Origin of the sequence: Streptomyces sp. NPDC058751, from assembly GCF_042746485.1 — a bacterium.
In the GTDB taxonomy this organism is placed as follows: domain Bacteria; phylum Actinomycetota; class Actinomycetes; order Streptomycetales; family Streptomycetaceae; genus Streptomyces.
Genome location: NZ_JBHYPZ010000019.1, coordinates 118,187 through 134,557, shown reverse-complemented (window position 1 = coordinate 134,557; position 16,371 = coordinate 118,187). Strand labels below are relative to the sequence as shown.

At 73.5% G+C, this 16,371-nt stretch carries 15 protein-coding genes; 10 read left to right on the top strand and 5 right to left on the bottom strand.

Annotated features, from left to right (window positions below):
• Nucleotides 1-154: 154 nt before the first annotated feature.
• The 6 genes from egtA to ACFW6B_RS19390 all read left to right on the top strand — a co-directional run bounded on the left by egtA (nt 155) and on the right by ACFW6B_RS19390 (nt 6,028).
• Nucleotides 155-1,438 carry an ergothioneine biosynthesis glutamate--cysteine ligase EgtA gene (gene egtA / locus ACFW6B_RS19415; RefSeq protein ID WP_386597614.1) on the top strand — a complete coding sequence of 428 codons (1,284 nt, stop codon included), beginning with the start codon at nt 155-157 and terminating at the stop codon, nt 1,436-1,438.
• The gene (gene egtB, locus ACFW6B_RS19410; protein ID WP_386597612.1) at nt 1,435-2,766 is read left to right on the top strand and encodes an ergothioneine biosynthesis protein EgtB; all 1,332 of its coding nucleotides are present in this window, start codon (nt 1,435-1,437) and stop codon (nt 2,764-2,766) included. The genes egtA and egtB overlap by 4 nt, the downstream gene beginning before the upstream one ends.
• A complete protein-coding gene (gene egtC / locus ACFW6B_RS19405; protein ID WP_386597610.1) occupies nt 2,766-3,575 on the top strand; it encodes an ergothioneine biosynthesis protein EgtC in 810 nt (269 codons plus the stop codon). The genes egtB and egtC overlap by 1 nt, the downstream gene beginning before the upstream one ends.
• Nucleotides 3,572-4,555 carry an L-histidine N(alpha)-methyltransferase gene (egtD, locus tag ACFW6B_RS19400; RefSeq protein WP_386597608.1) on the top strand — a complete coding sequence of 328 codons (984 nt, stop codon included), beginning with the start codon at nt 3,572-3,574 and terminating at the stop codon, nt 4,553-4,555. The genes egtC and egtD overlap by 4 nt, the downstream gene beginning before the upstream one ends.
• Before the next feature lie 307 nt (nt 4,556-4,862).
• Complete coding sequence (locus ACFW6B_RS19395; RefSeq protein WP_386597606.1) at nt 4,863-5,504, top strand: precorrin-8X methylmutase; 642 nt, start codon at nt 4,863-4,865, stop codon at nt 5,502-5,504.
• A 74-nt stretch (nt 5,505-5,578) separates the two neighbouring features.
• Complete coding sequence (locus ACFW6B_RS19390) at nt 5,579-6,028, top strand: lipoprotein (RefSeq protein WP_386597604.1); 450 nt, start codon at nt 5,579-5,581, stop codon at nt 6,026-6,028.
• A 22-nt stretch (nt 6,029-6,050) separates the two neighbouring features.
• Here ACFW6B_RS19390 and ACFW6B_RS19385 read toward each other — a convergent pair whose 3' ends face one another.
• Nucleotides 6,051-6,818: a cobalt-precorrin-6A reductase gene (locus tag ACFW6B_RS19385; RefSeq protein WP_386597602.1), complete on the bottom strand. Its 768-nt coding sequence runs from the start codon at nt 6,816-6,818 to the stop codon at nt 6,051-6,053.
• Between the two features lie 219 nt (nt 6,819-7,037).
• Between ACFW6B_RS19385 and ACFW6B_RS19380 the strand changes: the two genes are divergently transcribed.
• A complete protein-coding gene (locus tag ACFW6B_RS19380; RefSeq protein WP_151466953.1) occupies nt 7,038-7,253 on the top strand; it encodes a dodecin in 216 nt (71 codons plus the stop codon).
• A 45-nt stretch (nt 7,254-7,298) separates the two neighbouring features.
• On the opposite strand, the gene ACFW6B_RS19375 is transcribed toward ACFW6B_RS19380, so the two are convergent.
• Nucleotides 7,299-7,790 carry a hypothetical protein gene (locus ACFW6B_RS19375; RefSeq protein ID WP_386597599.1) on the bottom strand — a complete coding sequence of 164 codons (492 nt, stop codon included), beginning with the start codon at nt 7,788-7,790 and terminating at the stop codon, nt 7,299-7,301.
• 247 nt (nt 7,791-8,037) lie between these two features.
• Here ACFW6B_RS19375 and ACFW6B_RS19370 point away from each other — a divergent pair, with 247 nt between their 5' ends.
• From ACFW6B_RS19370 to ACFW6B_RS19360, 3 genes are all read left to right on the top strand, one after another.
• Nucleotides 8,038-9,387: a jacalin-like lectin gene (locus tag ACFW6B_RS19370; RefSeq protein WP_386597597.1), complete on the top strand. Its 1,350-nt coding sequence runs from the start codon at nt 8,038-8,040 to the stop codon at nt 9,385-9,387.
• Between the two features lie 126 nt (nt 9,388-9,513).
• Entirely contained in the window at nt 9,514-10,248 is a 735-nt protein-coding gene (locus tag ACFW6B_RS19365; protein ID WP_386597596.1) for a DUF4232 domain-containing protein, read from the top strand.
• A gap of 258 nt (nt 10,249-10,506) precedes the next feature.
• Complete coding sequence (locus ACFW6B_RS19360; RefSeq protein WP_386597594.1) at nt 10,507-11,772, top strand: hypothetical protein; 1,266 nt, start codon at nt 10,507-10,509, stop codon at nt 11,770-11,772.
• A 34-nt stretch (nt 11,773-11,806) separates the two neighbouring features.
• Here the strand turns inward: ACFW6B_RS19360 and ACFW6B_RS19355 are convergent, their stop codons facing one another.
• The 3 genes from ACFW6B_RS19355 to ACFW6B_RS19345 all read right to left on the bottom strand — a co-directional run bounded on the left by ACFW6B_RS19355 (nt 11,807) and on the right by ACFW6B_RS19345 (nt 16,231).
• Entirely contained in the window at nt 11,807-13,930 is a 2,124-nt protein-coding gene (locus tag ACFW6B_RS19355) for a ricin-type beta-trefoil lectin domain protein (protein WP_386597592.1), read from the bottom strand.
• 464 nt (nt 13,931-14,394) lie between these two features.
• Complete coding sequence (locus tag ACFW6B_RS19350; protein ID WP_386597589.1) at nt 14,395-15,363, bottom strand: aldo/keto reductase; 969 nt, start codon at nt 15,361-15,363, stop codon at nt 14,395-14,397.
• 94 nt (nt 15,364-15,457) lie between these two features.
• The gene (locus ACFW6B_RS19345; protein ID WP_386597587.1) at nt 15,458-16,231 is read right to left on the bottom strand and encodes a nuclear transport factor 2 family protein; all 774 of its coding nucleotides are present in this window, start codon (nt 16,229-16,231) and stop codon (nt 15,458-15,460) included.
• Nucleotides 16,232-16,371: the final 140 nt, after the last annotated feature.

Sequence of the window (16,371 nt, the reverse complement as noted above, 5' to 3'; positions counted from 1 at the left end):
TTTCACGGCCCCGCGAACAATGCTCACCGATCCCGGAAGAACGGATTTGCACCCTTGTGCGAACCGCTGAGAGGGTCTTGGGTGGAACGGTCATTGCCGGCCCGGCCCACCGGGCCCGGGCCGGCGGCATGGTGAATCTCAGGAGGATCCAGACATGTCCGATTCGGTGAGTGACTGTACGGAGTGGCCGCGCTCCACGGTCACCGAGGCCGAGGTGGAAGCACTGGTACGGGGCATCTGCTTCAAGACCGGTCCGCCCCGTTTCCTCGGTGTCGAGGTGGAATGGCTCGTCCACGAGCTGCGGGAGCCGCGGCTCCCGGTACCCCATGAACGACTCGAAGCGGCGTACGCCGCACTGCGGACCCTGCCCCTGCGTTCGGCGCTCACCGTCGAACCCGGCGGACAGCTCGAACTCAGCTCCGCTCCCGCCACCTCCCTGATGGAGTGCGTGGGGTCCGTCTCGGCCGACCTGGACGCCGTACGCGCCGTCCTGCGCGAGGCGGGCCTCGGCCTCAGCGGCTTCGGCCAGGACCCCTGGAACTCCCCCAGCCGCTACCTCCATGAGCCCAGGTACGACGCCATGGAGCGGTGTCTCGACCGCGCGGGCCCCGAGGGCCGCGCCATGATGTGCACGTCGGCCTCGGTCCAGGTGTGCCTGGACGCCGGCTACGAGGAACCGGGCCCGCTCGGACACGGGCGCCGCTGGTGGCTGGCCCATCAGCTCGGCGCGGTCCTGGTGGCCGCGTTCGCCCACTCGCCGATGGCCCGTGGACGGCACACGGGCTGGCGTTCCACGCGCCAGTCCCTGTGGGCGTCGATGGACCCCGGGCGCACCGACGCGCCGCCCCTGGACGGCGATCCCCGCGCGGCCTGGGCCCGGCACGTGCTGGACGCCCCGGTGATGTGCGTACGGGCGCCGGAGAGCCCCTGGGACGTCCCGGTGGACCTCAGTTTCCGGGACTGGACGCGGTCCGCCGCGCCACCGGACCGGGCGGACCTCGCGTACCACATGACCACGCTGTTCCCGCCGGTGCGGCCGCGCGGTCATCTGGAGCTCCGCATGATCGACGCGCAGCCCGGCGAGGACGGCTGGATCGTGCCGCTCGCGGTGACGGCGGCGCTCTTCGACGACCCGGAGGCCGCCGAGATCGCCTACCGGACCGTCAAGCCCCTCGCGGAACGGGCCGGCCCCGCACCGGCGCCGCGCAACCCGCTGTGGCGGGACGCGGCACGGTTCGGCCTCGCCGACCCGGAGCTGCGCGAGGCCGCGGCGGTCTGTTTCGCGGCCGCGTACGAGGCGCTGCCCCGGCTCGGCGCCACCACCGAAGTACTGGACGCGGTGGCCGACTTCACCGGCCGCTACGTGGCCCGGGGCCGCTGCCCCGCCGACGACCTGGTCGGCGCGTCCGCGTCCGACGGGAAGGACATGACCACATGACCGGCACGACCGCTTCCGATCCGCGCACGGATCCGGAGTCGCTCCGGCAGCGCGCTCTGGACGCGCTCACCACCGCCCGCGACCGCACCGCCCTGCTCACCTCCTGCGTGGAGGACCCCGATCTGACCGCGCAGCACTCGCCGTTGATGTCCCCGCTGGTGTGGGACCTCGCGCACATCGGCAACCAGGAGGAGCTGTGGCTGCTGCGGGCGGTCGCGGGGCGCGAGGCGATGCGGCCCGAGATCGACGGGCTCTACGACGCGTTCGAGCACTCACGCGCCGAACGGCCCTCGCTGCCGCTGCTGCCGCCCGCCGAGGCCCGGCTGTACGCGGCCGAGGTGCGGGGCCGGGCGCTGGACGTCCTGGAGAGCGCCGCGTTCGAGGGCACCCGGCTCACGGAGTCGGGGTTCGCGTTCGGCATGATCGCGCAGCACGAACAGCAGCACGACGAGACCATGCTGATCACCCATCAGCTCCGCAGGGGGCCCGCCGCCCTCACGGCACCCGACCCCGCGCCCGCGGCTCCGTTCACCGGCCCCGCCGAAGTCCTGGTGCCCGGGGGCCCGTTCGTGATGGGCACCTCCACCGAACCGTGGGCGCTCGACAACGAGCGCCCCGCGCACCGGCGCACGGTCCCGTCGTTCTTCATCGACACCACCCCGGTCACCAACGCCGCGTACCAGGCCTTCATCGAGGACGGCGGCTACGGGGAGGAGCGCTGGTGGACTCCCGCGGGCTGGGAGCACGTCCGCGCGCACGGCATCGAGGCGCCGCTGTTCTGGCGGCGCGAGGGCGGACAGTGGCTGCGGCGCCGGTTCGGGGTGACGGAGGCCGTGCCGCCCGAGGAGCCGGTGCTGCACGTGTGCTGGTACGAGGCCGACGCGTACGCGCGCTGGGCGGGGCGCCGGCTGCCCACCGAGGCCGAGTGGGAGAAGGCCGCCCGCCACGACCCGGTGTCCGGCCGTTCCACGCGCTACCCGTGGGGCGACGAGGACCCCTCTCCGGTCCACGCCAACCTGGGCCAGCGCCATCTGCGTCCGGCCCCGGCGGGAAGCTATCCGGCGGGCGCCTCGCCGCTCGGCGTACGGCAGTTGATCGGTGACGTGTGGGAGTGGACGTCGAGCGATCTGGCGCCCTACCCCGGGTTCGTCGCCTTCCCCTACCGGGAGTACTCGGAGGTGTTCTTCGGCCCCGAGTACAAGGTGCTGCGCGGCGGTTCGTTCGCGGTGGACCCGGTGGCCTGCCGGGGTACGTTCCGCAACTGGGACTATCCGGTCCGGCGGCAGATCTTCTCCGGGTTCCGCACGGCCCGCGACGGAGATTCCTGATGTGCCGTCATCTGGCTTTCCTGGGAGGCGAGGAGAGGCTCGGCACGCTCCTCGTGACACCGGAGCACGGCCTGTACCGGCAGTCGTGGGCGCCCCGGCGCCAGCGGTACGGCACCGTCAACGCCGATGGTTTCGGGGTGGGCTGGTACGCCGAGGGGGACCCGGTGCCGGCCCGCTACCGGCGCACGGGACCGATCTGGGGCGACCCGTCGTTCGCGGACCTGGCCCGGGTGGTCGCGACGCGGGCGCTGCTCGCCGCGGTGCGGGACGCGACCGTGGCGGGCGCGGACGGGGAGGCCGCGGCGGCGCCGTTCGCCGCGGGCCCCTGGCTGTTCAGCCACAACGGTGCCGTCCGCGGCTGGCCCGGCAGCCTCGCCCCGCTCGCGGCGGGCCTGCCTCCGGCCGAGTTGCTGTCGCTGGAGGCCCGGTGCGACTCGGCGTTCGTGTGGGCCCTGGTCCTGCACCGGCTGCGTGCCGGTGACGAGGGAGGACAGGCGCTGGCCGACACCGTCCTGGAGGTCGCCGAGGCGGCCCCCGGATCCCGGCTCAACCTGCTGCTCACCGACGGCGAGGCGATCGCCGCGACCGCCTGGGGCGACACCCTCTGGTATCTGGCCGAGCCCGGCCGCCGCGTCCTCGTGGCCTCCGAGCCGCACGACGACGACCCGCTCTGGCGGGAGGTCCCCGACCACACCCTTCTGACCGCGAACCGCACCGAGGTACTGCTCACCCCGCTCAAGGACACGAGCGACGACATGGCGTCCCCACAGCGCATGGCGTCCGCACAGCACAAGGAGCCCCGTACGTGAGTCCGTTCCTGTTGACCCGCACCCTTCCCGAGGACGCCACGGACGCGGCACTGCGCGCCGACGTCCTGCACGGCCTCGGACACCTGCCCAAGACCCTGCCGCCGAAGTGGTTCTACGACGCCCACGGCAGCGCGCTCTTCGAGAAGATCACCGAACTCCCCGAGTACTACCCGACGCGGGCGGAACGCGAGATCCTGCTCGCGCGGGCCGGCGAGATCGCCGCGGCGAGCGGAGCGCGCACGCTCGTCGAGCTCGGTTCCGGATCGTCGGAGAAGACCCGCCATCTGCTGGACGCGATGCCGGAGCTGCACACCTACATGCCGGTGGACGTCAGCGAGAGCGCGCTCACGCAGGCCGGTCACGCGCTGATCGCCGAGCGGCCCGGCCTGAACGTCCACGCGCTGATCGCCGACTTCACCGACGGTCTCACGCTCCCGGACACCCCCGGGCCGCGGCTCGTGGCCTTCCTCGGCGGCACGATCGGCAATCTGCTCCCCGCCGAGCGCGCGACGTTCCTGGCGTCCGTACGGTCCCTGCTGTCGCCCGGCGACACCCTGCTGCTCGGCACCGACCTGGTCAAGGACGCGTCGGTGCTCGTCACCGCCTACGACGACGCGGCCGGGGTCACGGCGGCGTTCAACAAGAACGTGCTGAGCGTCGTCGACCGTGAACTCGGCGCCGACTTCGACCTCGACGCCTTCGAGCACGTGGCGCTCTGGGACCCCGAGAACGAGTGGATCGAGATGCGGCTGCGGTCGCGCGTCACGCAGACCGTGAAGATCCCGGCACTGGACCTGGCGGTCCACTTCACGGAGGGCGAGGAACTGCGGACCGAGATCTCGGCGAAGTTCCGCGCGGACGGTGTCCGCGGTGAACTGGCCGCGGCGGGCTTCGGTCTGACCCACTGGTGGACGGACGCGGAGGGCCGGTTCGCGCTGTCGCTGAGCGAGGCGGTGGAGAGCTCCCAGAACTCTCCCTGAGACCGCCCCTTCCCGGCCAGGGGACTTCGGAGCGCTCGCGTCGGCACCGCGGCGATCCCGGATCCCCTGGCCGGCGGCTCCCGGGGGCACCGCGGCCCGGGCCGCACGGAGCGGGCCGGGGCCGCCGGTCCCGGCCCGCCGCTCGTCCCCCGGACCACGGGCCGGACGCCCGCTTCGGCCCGGACGTCCCGCTTCGGCCCGGACAGCCCGGACAGAACGGCGCTCCCGTGATGATCGGTATGCTCGCGCCCGTACCCGCGCCCTCCGGTCGGTCTCCGGCGGCGGCACGCGACCGGAACGTCAACGGATGGGCGAGAAGACAGTGTTCGACTACGAGAAGGACGGCGCGGCCATCTACCGCGAGTCCTTTGCCACCATCCGCGCGGAAGCGGACCTCACGGCGCTGCCCGCCGATGTCGGCCAGGTCGCGGTCCGGATGATCCACGCCTGCGGCATGGTGGACCTCGTCCGCGACCTCGCCCACACGCCCCAGGTGGTGGCCCGCGCCCGCGAGGCCCTGCGTTCGGGCGCGCCGGTCCTCTGCGACGTCTCCATGGTCGCGAGCGGGATCACCCGCAAGCGGCTGCCCGCGGACAACGACGTGATCTGCACGCTCTCCGACCCGTCGGTGCCGGGCCTGGCGGCCGAACTGGGCACCACGCGCAGCGCGGCCGCCCTGGAGCTGTGGCGCGACCGCCTGGAGGGCGCCGTGGTGGCCGTCGGCAACGCTCCCACCGCGCTCTTCCGTCTCCTGGAGATGATCGAGGAGGGCGCACCGCGCCCCGCCGCGGTCATCGGCGTGCCCGTCGGCTTCGTCGGCGCCGCCGAATCGAAGGACGCCCTCGCCGAACACCCCCTGGGCCTGGACCACTTGATCGTACGGGGCCGGCGCGGCGGCAGTGCCATCGCCGCCGCCGCGGTCAACGCGATGGCGAGCGAGGCGGAGTGACCGGGAAGGCGTCCGCGCCGGACGCACCGTACGGGGTGGGACCCGGCTCCGGCGGCCGCGCGGACATCAGCGGCATGCGACGGACCCTCCTCACAGCGCTGTCGGCGGCGGCCCTGACCGGATGCTCGTTCCTCGGCCCGGGCGCGCCGTGCACCCTGGCCGACGCGGACTCGGGGGTCTCCGCCAAGTGGCGGCCCGCCGACTTCGGCGGCCTGGACGCGGCGACGATCAGACTGTGCGTGAACAGCGTCTGCGAGGAGCGGAAGTCGGGCGATCCCGACGACCCGTTCATGTCGCTCTCGGTCCGGCTCCCCGACGACGTCGGTGCGGCCACCCTGCCGGTGCGGCTTTCCGTGACCTCCACGAAGAGCGGTGACACCGTCGTCGAGGACGGCGTCCGGGCCAGGCTGAAGGAGTACCGCCCCAACGGCACGTCCTGTCCGCCCGGCGTCTGGACGGCGACCTTCCGCGCCCATCCCGTCAAGGGCCTCACCTCACCGGAGGGCCTGAAGCTCCGGAGGTGAGCCACCCCGCGGAGACACCCGCCTACGGGTGCGGGAACGCGCCCGGGCCGAACCGCTCCCGCAGCCAGTGGACGGCCGCCTCGGGACCCGTCACGACCGGGACCCCGGCGGGCACCGGCGGCCTGCGCACGACGACCACCGGCAGTCCGGCCTCACGGGCCGCCGTCAGTTTGGGTGCCGTGGCCGCTCCCCCGCTGTCCTTCGTCACCAGGACGTCGACGGCATGACGCCGGAGCAGTTCCCGTTCCCCCCGGAGCGTGAAGGGGCCCCGGTCGAGCAGCACCTCCATGCGGGCCGGCGCCGGGGCCGACGGCGCGTCCACGGAACGTACGAGGAACCACAGGTCCTCCAGGGCCGCGAAGGCCCCGAGACCGAGCCGGCCCGTGGTGAGGAACACCCTGCGGCCCAGCGAGGGCAGGAGACCGGCGGCCTCCTCCAGGGACCCGGTCTCGTGCCAGACGTCGCCCTCGGCCGGGGCCCAGCCGGGGCGCCGCAGGGCGAGCAGCGGAACACCGGTGGCGGCCGCGGCGGCGGCAGCGTTGGCGCTGACGGTTCCGGCGAAGGGGTGCGTGGCGTCGACGAACGCGTCGGCCCGGTGCTCGCGCAGCCACCGCGCCAGCCCTTCCGCACCGCCGAAGCCGCCCACGCGCACCTCGCCGGGCGGCAGCCGGGGCGCGCCCACCCGGCCGGCCAGCGAGCTCGTCACCCTGAGGTCCGCCCGCGTCCCCGCCGCCAGGCTCTCGGCGAGCCGACGGGCCTCGGCCGTACCTCCCAGGATCAGTACGTGCACGGTGTCCGGTTCCCTTCCAGGGGGAGGCATGAACGGCACGAGGCCGGAGCTGGGCGAGGAGCCCCAGGACGGCCGCGGAGGGCAACTCAAGCACACCGTGGACCGGCCCCACGGGCCCGGCGTCACCCGGGGCACCCCCGCCGTCTCGCGGAGCGCCACCCGGTGGGGCACGGTGGAATCACGCCTGGCACTCCCGCCACGGCGGAGAGGAGCAGCCGCATGTCCGAGCACACCTACCGGGTCACCGAGATCGTCGGGACCTCCCACGAAGGCGTCGACCAGGCCATCCGCAACGGGATCACCCGGGCCTCGCAGACCCTGCGCAACCTCGACTGGTTCGAGGTCACCCAGGTCAGGGGCCAGATCGAGAACGGGCGGATCGAGCACTACCAGGTCGGTCTGAAGCTCGGTTTCCGGCTGGAGGAAGCCGACTGACCCGACCCCCGCCCCACGGGGTCCACCGCGCCCCCGAGAGCCCCCTCAGGTCCGCCCCTCCCGCTCCTGCGCGTCCTTCAGCGCCGCCGACGCGGCCGCCCACCGTGCCCGTACGACCGTGAAGCCGGCCCGCTCCGCCTCCTCGCACACGAATTCGTCGTCGTCGACGAGGACGCGGACCTCCCGGTCGCGGGCCAGCCGGCGAAGGACCTCCAGCTTGGTGCGGCGGGCGGGCCTGCGGTCGTCGTTGCGCCGCATCCAGACGCGCCCCTCGGGCAGGCCGTGCTCGGCCAGCCACTCCACGGTCGCCCGCCGGCACCGCTCGGGCCGGCCGGTCAGATAGACCACCTCGCACTCCCGCGCGCTGCCCAGCGCGAGCGCGACGCCCTCCGCGAGCGGCGGATCTTTGGGGGCGGCCGCGAAGAACGCGTCCCAGTCCCGGGGCGCGCGCTCCAGGAACCGCTGCCGGTGCGCGGTGTCCGCGAGCGTGCCGTCCAGGTCGAACACGGCGAGTGGTCTGCTGCTCTGTTCTCTCACGCGGACCAGCCTAGACAGCGGCTCCGACAACGGACGGGCCACAACGCCCCGTCCGGAGGCCGCAAAAAGGCGTGAACACGCTCAACTTCCGTCTCTCCAGGCCCTGTTCACCCACCCGGAAAGCCCTTACCGTAAGGCCCGCACAACATGCCGGACAGGATTCGGCACGCCGAACGGGAACGGCCCTGCGGGACGCCGCCTTCCGGGCCGGTTCCCGACATCCCTCCGCCTCCAGGAGACACCCCCGATGTCCCCTCTCCGCAGACTCCTCGCCGGTGCCACCGCCGCGGCCGCCGCACTCGGCGGACTCACCGCCACCGCGTCCCCCGCCACGGCCGCGGACTCCGGAACCTTCAGCGTCCTCAGCTACAACGTCGCCGGGCTGCCCGACGGCATCTCCAGCGCGCCAACACCCCGCCAGAGCGCGACCACGACGATCGGCGGGCTCATCGCCCCCTACGACATCGTCCATGTCCAGGAGGACTTCAACTACCACGCGGCGCTGTACGCGGCCGACACCGCACACGCCCACCGCACTCCCACCAGCGGCGGCGCGGGCATCGGCAGCGGTCTCAACACCCTGTCGAAGGTCTCCTACGACACCGGCGACTTCGAGCGGGTCCGCTGGAACTCCTGCCAGATCGACTCCGGTGACTGCCTCACGCCCAAGGGCTTCACCTTCATGCGCGAACGCCTGGCCGACGGCGTCCACGTCGACTTCTACAACGTGCACACCAACGCGGGCACCAGCGCCGGCGACCTCGCCTCCCGCGCCGACAACCTGAACCAGCTCACCTCGTTCATCGCCACCCACTCCGCGGGCAACGCCGTCGTCGTCATGGGCGACACGAACACCCGCTACACCCGCTCCGGCGACACCGTCGCGGAGTTCGCCGCCGCCAACGGGCTGACCGACGCCTGGGTCCAGCTCGTCCGCGGGGGCACGGCGCCGGCCAAGGGGAGCGACGCCCTCGTCTGCGACCAGAGCGGCACCACCGTGCCCGACACCTGCGAGGTCGTCGACAAGATCCTCTACCGCGGCAGCAAGCTCGTCACGCTGAACGCCACGAGCTACCACAACGAGCACACGCGCTTCCTGACCTCCGACGGCCTGATGCTCTCCGACCACGACCCGGTCACCGCGTCGTTCGCCTGGTCGCGCGACCCGGCCTTCCAGCTCAGCGACCAGTTCGGCGGACCGCACGGCGACCACTTCAACGACATCGCCCGTGTGCCGGCCGGCGCCCGCGCGTCCGTGGTGTCCATCGGCAGCGGCGCACGGGTGGACCGGCTGGGGCTGACACTGGCCGACGGCACCGCGTTCACGCACGGCGGCACGGGCGGTACCGCCGCCTCACTCACGCTGGGCAGCGGCGAGTACCTCACCTCCGCACAGCTCTGCGCGGGCGTGAAGGGCGGTCACACCCGCGTCTTCCACGCGAAGTTCACCACGAACCTCGGCCGCACCCTTTCCGGGGGCACGACGACATCGGACTGCGTGACCCGCACCGCGCCCGACGGCTGGCAGATCGCCGGCTTCCACGGCCGTGCGGGGGACGAGGTCGACAAGATCGGCTTCATCTACACCCGGCGCTGAACGGGCGACGGCCGGCGATCCCGTGAACCTTTCGGTCTCCGGGGGGCACTCAAGAGGAATGACGGAGCGCGACGCGCCCCGCCCACAGGAGATGCCCCCGCACGGAGATCCGCAAGGAGTGATGACATGTCGACCTTCCCGCGCACGACGGCGGACACGGACCGGACCGGTGCGGTGCGCGCGCACCGCGCCCGCCCCGCGGCCCGGCGGGCCGCCCTGCTCGCGGGGGTCGCCCTGACGGGCCTGCTGACCGCCTGCGGCGACGGCACCCCGCAGGGCTCGTCGACGCCCCCTCCCGGCACGGCCGGACCCGCGTCCGGCGGCACGAGCACGACGGCGGCCTCCACCGGGACGGCGGGCCCGGCCACGAGCGCCCCGCCGAAGGGCACGGGAACCGGCACGGACGGCGGGTCCGCCACGGCGTCCCCGGGGAGCACCGGCGGCGGCCGCTGCCACACCTCGGAGCTGCGCGCCTCCGTCGGCCGTGACGACCCGGGGGCGGGGCAGGAGAACTTCCCGGTCGTCCTGACGAACACGTCCGGGCGCACCTGCACGGTGCGCGGCTACCCCGGCGCGGCCTTCGTCGACGCGTCCGGCGAGCAGCTCGGACCCGACCCGCGGCGGTCCCCGGGCACGCCGACGACCGTCGTGCTCACGCCCGGGCACGGCGCGTGGTCCGGCCTGACCTTCTCCAACCCCGGGATCAGCGGGGCGGACGCGGCGACTCCCGCCGCGCTGATCGTCACGCCGCCCGACGAGCGGGACCCGCTCAGGGTGACGTGGACCCAGGGCGAGGTGCCCGTGTCCGGCAACGCGTCGTCGGTCTTTCTGACGGTCCTCCGCCCGGGAAGCGCCCCCTGACCGAATGCCGGACCACCGCGCCCGACGGCGTCCCCTGATCGTGCGCCGGGCCGCCGCTCCGGACGGCACCACCTGACCGCCGACGACCGCCCGGGGAACGGGATTTGTCACAGAACGGCAACATGTCCGGCTTCCCGCGACCCTTTCCGGAATTTCACGCATCCCACCGTTTGACGCACTCCGCGAACGGCGCGTCGTACTGACGAAGGCGCCGGCCCGGGGCCCCGGGCCGGCGCCGAGAGCATCGGGGGATGAACGATGAGCGGTGTCTCACGCAGGCGACTGCTGGCCGCGACGGCGTCGGCGGGCGCGCTGGGAGCCCTGTCGGCCTGCTCGGCCAGGGACTGGTCCGTGGGAAGCGGGGACGACGGCCCGGCGCGGCCCCGGCCGGTCAGGACGATCGGCGACGGTTCCACGGCGGACACCGGGGCCCAGCCCGGGCAGCCGAAGGCGAAGCGGCTGAAGCCCGGTGAACGTCCCCCTCAGTTCGTCGTCTTCTCCTGGGACGGGGCGGGCGAGCTGAGCAACAAGCTGTTCTCCCGGTTCCGCGGGGTCGCGGCCGAGCACGGGGCGTCGATGACGTTCTTCCTCAGCGGCATCTACGTCCTGCCGGAGTCGAAGAAGCACCTGTACCACCCGCCGCGGCACCCCGTCGGCGCCTCCGCCATCGGTTACCTCTCCGACCGGCACATCCACGCGACGCTCCAGCAGATACGCGCGGCCTGGCTGGAGGGCCACGAGATCGGCACCCACTTCAACGGTCACTTCTGCGGCGCGGACGGGGTCCGCCGCTGGTCGCCCGCCGAATGGCGCAGCGAGATAGCGCAGGCGAAGAAGTTCGTCACCGAGTGGCGGACCAACACCGGCTTCACCGACCTGGAACCGCTCCCGTTCGACTACGACAAGGAGCTGACCGGCGGCCGCACTCCCTGTCTCGAGGGCCAGGCGAACCTGCTGCCGACCGCCGTCGCGCTGGGCTGGAAGTACGACGCCAGCTCGCCCGGCGGACTCCAGATCTGGCCCGGCAAGGTACAGGGCGGCAGGATCTGGGACTTCCCGCTCCAGTCCATCCCGTTCCCCGGCCACTCCTTCCAGGTCCTGTCGATGGACTACAACCTGATGGCCAATCAGTCGGGTGCGAACCCGCTCGGCGACCGCACCCGCTACGACGCCTGGCGCGCCCAGGCCCGCGACAGCTACCTCGCGGGCTTCCGGCGCGCCTACGAGGGCAACAGGGCCCCGCTCTTCATAGGCAACCACTTCGAGCGCTGGAACGGCGGCATCTACATGGACGCCGTCGAGGAGGCGATCTCCCGGATGGCGGCCCACGACGACGTCCGCATGGTCTCCTTCCGCCAGCTCGTGACCTGGCTGGAGGCCCAGGACCCCGCGGTCCTGCGGAAGTTGCGCACGCTCGACCCCGGACAGTCGCCGCTCGGGGGCTGGGAGGAGTTCCTGGGCACGGCCGGGTCGGCGGGCACCGGGGGTTCCGCGGGCTCGTCCCCCGGCACCACGGCGTCCTGACGGTACGGGCCGGGGGCCGCCGGGGCCGGCCGTGTCACCGCCGGCCTCCCCGGCCCCCTCCGCCGAACGATCCGTAGCCGCCGGAGCCGGGCCCCGCGCCGTAACCGCCGTCCCGGTCCGAGTCGTTGGTCCCCGCCCCCGGACAGTAGGCGGAGCCGGGGTCGCAGAAGCCGTCGGACGGCTCCGCGGACGGGGTGGCGGGGCCGGGAGCCGTGGCCGTCACGGTGGGCGTCCGGGGGGCGGGTGCCGTCGTGGCCGCGGACGGCTTCCGGGTGGCGGGACCCTTCGCGTCACCGTTCACGGAGTCCCAGTTGACGACCTCCAGCTGGAGCGAGGGTGACGAGGTGTCGAGCGCCCAGTACTGGATCGGCTCCTCCTCACGGGGCTTGAGGACGAGCGCCGACTCCCCCTCGGCCGACGCGGGAACGAGGGCCAGCTCCTGGTTCCAGCGCGGCACGAGCATGCCCTGGAGGGTGAAGTCGTAGCGGACGTTCTTCGCGCCCGGCTCCGACTCGTCCGTGCAGGGGGCCAGTTGGACGGAGTAGCCCAGGTGCGAGTCCAGGCACAGGCCGGGGCGGGCCGTGCCGCGCAGCAGCCCGTCCGTCCCGTACGACCACTCCGTCGCCGACTCCGAGGAGCACGGGACGAGCCGGGCCTCGGCACCGCTCGCCGGTGCCGTCCCGGAGAAGCCGACGCACCCGCCGGTCGCGGTGTTGCGCAGCCGGCCGCGCACGGCGCCGTTCTTCTTCTCGCCGGTCCGGGCCCACGACGGGTCCGTGCCGCGGCCCGGCGCGTCGGCGAGGCGTCCGCCGTCGGCCGCGCCGTGCCGCTCGCCGGTGTCCGCGTCGGCCGCCCACAGGACCAGCGGGACCGCGATCAGCGCGCTGAGGGTCAGCACGGCGACGGCGACGTTGCGGCGGCCCGGCGCGCGCCGGGAGCCCTTGCGCCCGGCGGCTCTGCGGGAGGCGCGGGTACCGGCGTCCCCCGCGGGGCCGGGGGCGCGGGTACCGCCGCCGGAGCGGGGCGCGCCCCGGCGGCGGGAGGGGCGGTCGTCCCCGCCCGGTGCCGGGGCGTCCTGTCCGGACGGGAGGTCCTGCCGCGGCGCGGTCGCTTCGTGGTCCGTGGCCGGGGTGCCGGTGATCCGGCGGGCGTCCGGCGGGGTGTGCGGGGGAAGGCCCGGGGGGCGTACGCCGTCGGCGCCGGGCAGGAACTCGACGATGTGGGCACCGGCGGCGGCCGGGCCGGTACCCGGTGCCGCGTCGGCGCGGGCCGTGGCCTCGCCGGTCCGGCCGGTCTCCGGTTCCCGGTCCGTCTCGTCGGCCGCCGCGGCCCGCGCCTGCCGGGAGGCCACGTAGGCGTGGGCGCCCCAGCCGAGCACCGCCTCGGCGAGCGGGACGGCGAGTTCGCCGTTGAACCGGCTCAGCTGCTCGCCCGCGTGACGGCAGTGGACGCATTCGTCCATGTGGTTCCGCAGGTCGGGGTCGAGGTCGTCGCCGCCGCGCCGGAAGGAGACGTCGAGCATGCGGTGGTAGCGGCGGCACTCCTGGCCGGGGGCGAGTTCGTGGTGGATCTCCAGGCAGCCCTGGCGCAGGCGCTCCCTGGCCCGTTCCAGTTCGGTGACCGCGTCCTCGGGGAAGATCCCCAGCAGGGCCGCGGGCACCTCCGGCCGCTCGGCCTCCACCTCCCCGTGCCACAGCAGGCAGCGGGCCGGCTCGGGCAGCCGCCGGAACGCCCGGGAGATCAGGCGCCTGTCCTCCGGGGGCAGCAGCACCGCCGCCGCCCTGTTCCCGCGGTCCGCTTCGGCCAGGAGATCGGGAGCCAGCAGTTCGCGCCGCTGGTCCATCAGCCACTCGGCCGCCATGCGGCGGACGGTGACGAGCAGTTGGGGGCGCCAGGCGGCGCCCGGCCCGCCCTGGTGCATTGAGTCCCCGAACAGGCGGGTGAACGACGCGGTGGTGAGCATTCCGGCGGGACGCACCCCGGTCGTGCACAGCCGCGCGTAAGAGAACACCGCCTCCCAGTGGCGGTCCAGGAGTTCCCCGACGGGATAGTTCGCGCTCGTGACTCCCTGCCTCTTCAGCTCGTCCGCGAGCCGTTCGTCCGACACCTCGGACACACGGTCGGGGTCGGACGAACGAGACAGCGTTCCGTCATTCACGTCCGCTTTCCCTTCAAGGCAGTGCGGCAATTAGTCCACACCAATGGGTATGGAGACCACCCGTCGGAACCGGAGGGTCCGTCCATGGGGGCCGGCTTCGCGAACGACCACCCCCTGGCAGCCCTTTCGGGTGAGGGGAAACGGGCACGCCGCACGCGCGCAGAACGAAGCCACTATTGTCTGCACGCCGACAACGCCCACCTTTGCACAGGGCGGCGAGCGGGAACAAGCGATCCCGGATTTTCTCCCAATGCGGCACGACCCCGAATTATTGAACAAATGTCAGCCGGCCCCCTCCTAAAGAAATTCGGAAACTCGGCGGCTCGACCTTCCGTCCCGAAGTCTCCACAATGGGAGCGCTCTCACGCGCTCATCCGAGCGCCTTTCCGCACGGAATTCCTGGTCAGACCGGGGCCGGCCGTCGCGGGCGCGCCGCACGCCCGGCGACGGCCGGCCCGGCCGCGTCAGTGACCGCTGATCGCCCGGGGCGTGTACGGCTGTTCCAGTTCCTCGGTCTCCTTGTCCGAGAGCTCCACGTCGAGCGAGGCGACCGCGTCCTCGATGTGCGCCGCCCTGGTGGCGCCGACGACGGGCGCGGTCACGGTGGCGCGCCCCAGCAGCCAGGCGAGCGCGATCCTGGCGCGCGGCACCCCTCGCCCGGCGGCGACGCGCGCGACCGCGTCGACGATCTCCCGGTCGCCGTCCTGGTACAGGTTCCGGCCGAACGCGTCGGCCCCGCTGCGTTCGGTGACCGTCCCCCAGTCCCGGGTGAGCCGGCCGCGGGCGAGCGGGCTCCACGGCAGGACGCCGACACCCTGGTCGGCGCAGAGCGGCAGCATCTCGCGCTCCTCCTCGCGGTAGAGGAGGTTGTAGTGGTTCTGCATGGACACGAACCTGGTCCAGCCGTGCAGCGTGGCCGTGTACTGGGCCTTGGAGAACTCCCACGCGTACATCGAACTCGCCCCGATGTAACGGACCTTGCCCGCCTTGACCACGTCGTGCAGCGCCTCCATCGTCTCCTCGACGGGAGTGCGGCGGTCGAAGCGGTGGATCTGGTAGAGGTCTATGTAGTCGGTGCCGAGGCGGCGCAGGCTGTTGTCGATCTCCGTCATGACCGCCTTGCGGGACAGGCCGCGGCCGTTGGGGCCCTCGTGCATCGCGCCGTTCACCTTGCTGGCGATGACGATCTCGTCGCGGCGCGCGAACTCGCCGAGCGCCCGTCCGACGATCTCCTCACTGGTGCCGTCCGAGTAGACGTTGGCCGTGTCGAAGAAGGTGATCCCGGCCTCGAGGGCCTGGCGGATCAAGGGGCGCGAGGCCTCCTCGTCGAGGGTCCAGGCATGGACGCCCCGGCCGGGCAGGCCGAAACTCATGCAGCCGAGGCAGATCCGGGAGACGTCCAGACCCGTCGAACCGAGCTTCACGTACCGCATGCTCACTCCTGCTCACTCCTGCTCTCGCTGCCGGTGGGGGTGGGGCGGGAAGATCCGAGGACAGAACCCTGCCCGCGGCGGACGCCCGGCAGCCCTACTCCACCGGCGCTTCCGCGTCGTCGTACACCCGCGCCGACGCGATCAGGCCACCGGCGCCCCGGGTGCAGACGGCGAGGCCCGGCTGCTGGGGCGGCCCGGCACCGCCCCAGCCGTCGACGACGTACTCGAACGCGCTGCGGACGCCGTCCTCGGTCACGGTGCACAGCGTGAGCGGGACGCCCCCGCCCGCGGCGAAGAAGGCGTCGTGGAGCTCGGCCAGCTCCTCCGCCCCCGTGTACCGGTACGCGCCGGGCGCCGGCCCCCGGAAGGACCCGTCCGGCGCGAAGGCCGCGACGGCGGCCGCGGTGTCCCCCGCACCCAGGGCCGCCAGGTAGGAGCCCACCACGTCGGAGGCGCGGGCCGACGGGTCCGGCGGCACCACCGGACGGCGCACGACGTGCGGGCCGGGCAGCGGCAGGCGGGAGTGGTGGATCCGCACTGGCAGCGTGGAGGCGAGGTCCACGACGGCGGCCACGGGCAGTCCGGTGCGCCCGCCCTCCGCGCCTTCCATGTGGACGACCCATTCCCCCACGGCCCGCCGCTCGCCGAGCGTGGTGGCGACCTCCTCGATCTCCGCCTTCCGTTCCGCCCTCCAGGTGTCCTGCACGGCCAGCCAGGCCGCCAGGACGGCGACACCGCTGATCCGGCCGGCCTCCGGGTCGTCGAGGGCGACGGGTACGGTGGCCGTCGCCGGGTCGCGCAGGGCGTCGGCGAGCTCGGCGGCGCCGAGCCGGTCGACGAGGTCGGGGATCTGCGGGATCCAGACCATGGGGACTCCTGGGCCGTGCGGAGTGGTCGACTTCGATCGTGTGCCCGCACCGGCCCCGGCGCGACCGCGGCGGACGGGAGGACGCGTCCGTACGGCGTCGCCGGTCACCCGCCCGGTGCTCTGTCCGAATCCCGCCGGAC

What these genes read in the sequence shown, in the direction of transcription:
- ACFW6B_RS19370 (WP_386597597.1), top strand. Translation starts at nt 8,038, where the DNA reads ATGTCCCCTCTCCGCAGACTCCTCGCCGGTGCCACCGCCGCGGCCGCC.
- ACFW6B_RS19345 (WP_386597587.1), bottom strand. Translation starts at nt 16,231, where the DNA reads ATGGTCTGGATCCCGCAGATCCCCGACCTCGTCGACCGGCTCGGCGCC.
- ACFW6B_RS19350 (WP_386597589.1), bottom strand. Translation starts at nt 15,363, where the DNA reads ATGCGGTACGTGAAGCTCGGTTCGACGGGTCTGGACGTCTCCCGGATC.
- ACFW6B_RS19360 (WP_386597594.1), top strand. Translation starts at nt 10,507, where the DNA reads ATGAGCGGTGTCTCACGCAGGCGACTGCTGGCCGCGACGGCGTCGGCG.
- egtA (WP_386597614.1), top strand. Translation starts at nt 155, where the DNA reads ATGTCCGATTCGGTGAGTGACTGTACGGAGTGGCCGCGCTCCACGGTC.
- egtB (WP_386597612.1), top strand. Translation starts at nt 1,435, where the DNA reads ATGACCGGCACGACCGCTTCCGATCCGCGCACGGATCCGGAGTCGCTC.
- ACFW6B_RS19395 (WP_386597606.1), top strand. Translation starts at nt 4,863, where the DNA reads ATGGGCGAGAAGACAGTGTTCGACTACGAGAAGGACGGCGCGGCCATC.
- egtC (WP_386597610.1), top strand. Translation starts at nt 2,766, where the DNA reads ATGTGCCGTCATCTGGCTTTCCTGGGAGGCGAGGAGAGGCTCGGCACG.
- ACFW6B_RS19390 (WP_386597604.1), top strand. Translation starts at nt 5,579, where the DNA reads ATGCGACGGACCCTCCTCACAGCGCTGTCGGCGGCGGCCCTGACCGGA.
- ACFW6B_RS19365 (WP_386597596.1), top strand. Translation starts at nt 9,514, where the DNA reads ATGTCGACCTTCCCGCGCACGACGGCGGACACGGACCGGACCGGTGCG.
- ACFW6B_RS19380 (WP_151466953.1), top strand. Translation starts at nt 7,038, where the DNA reads ATGTCCGAGCACACCTACCGGGTCACCGAGATCGTCGGGACCTCCCAC.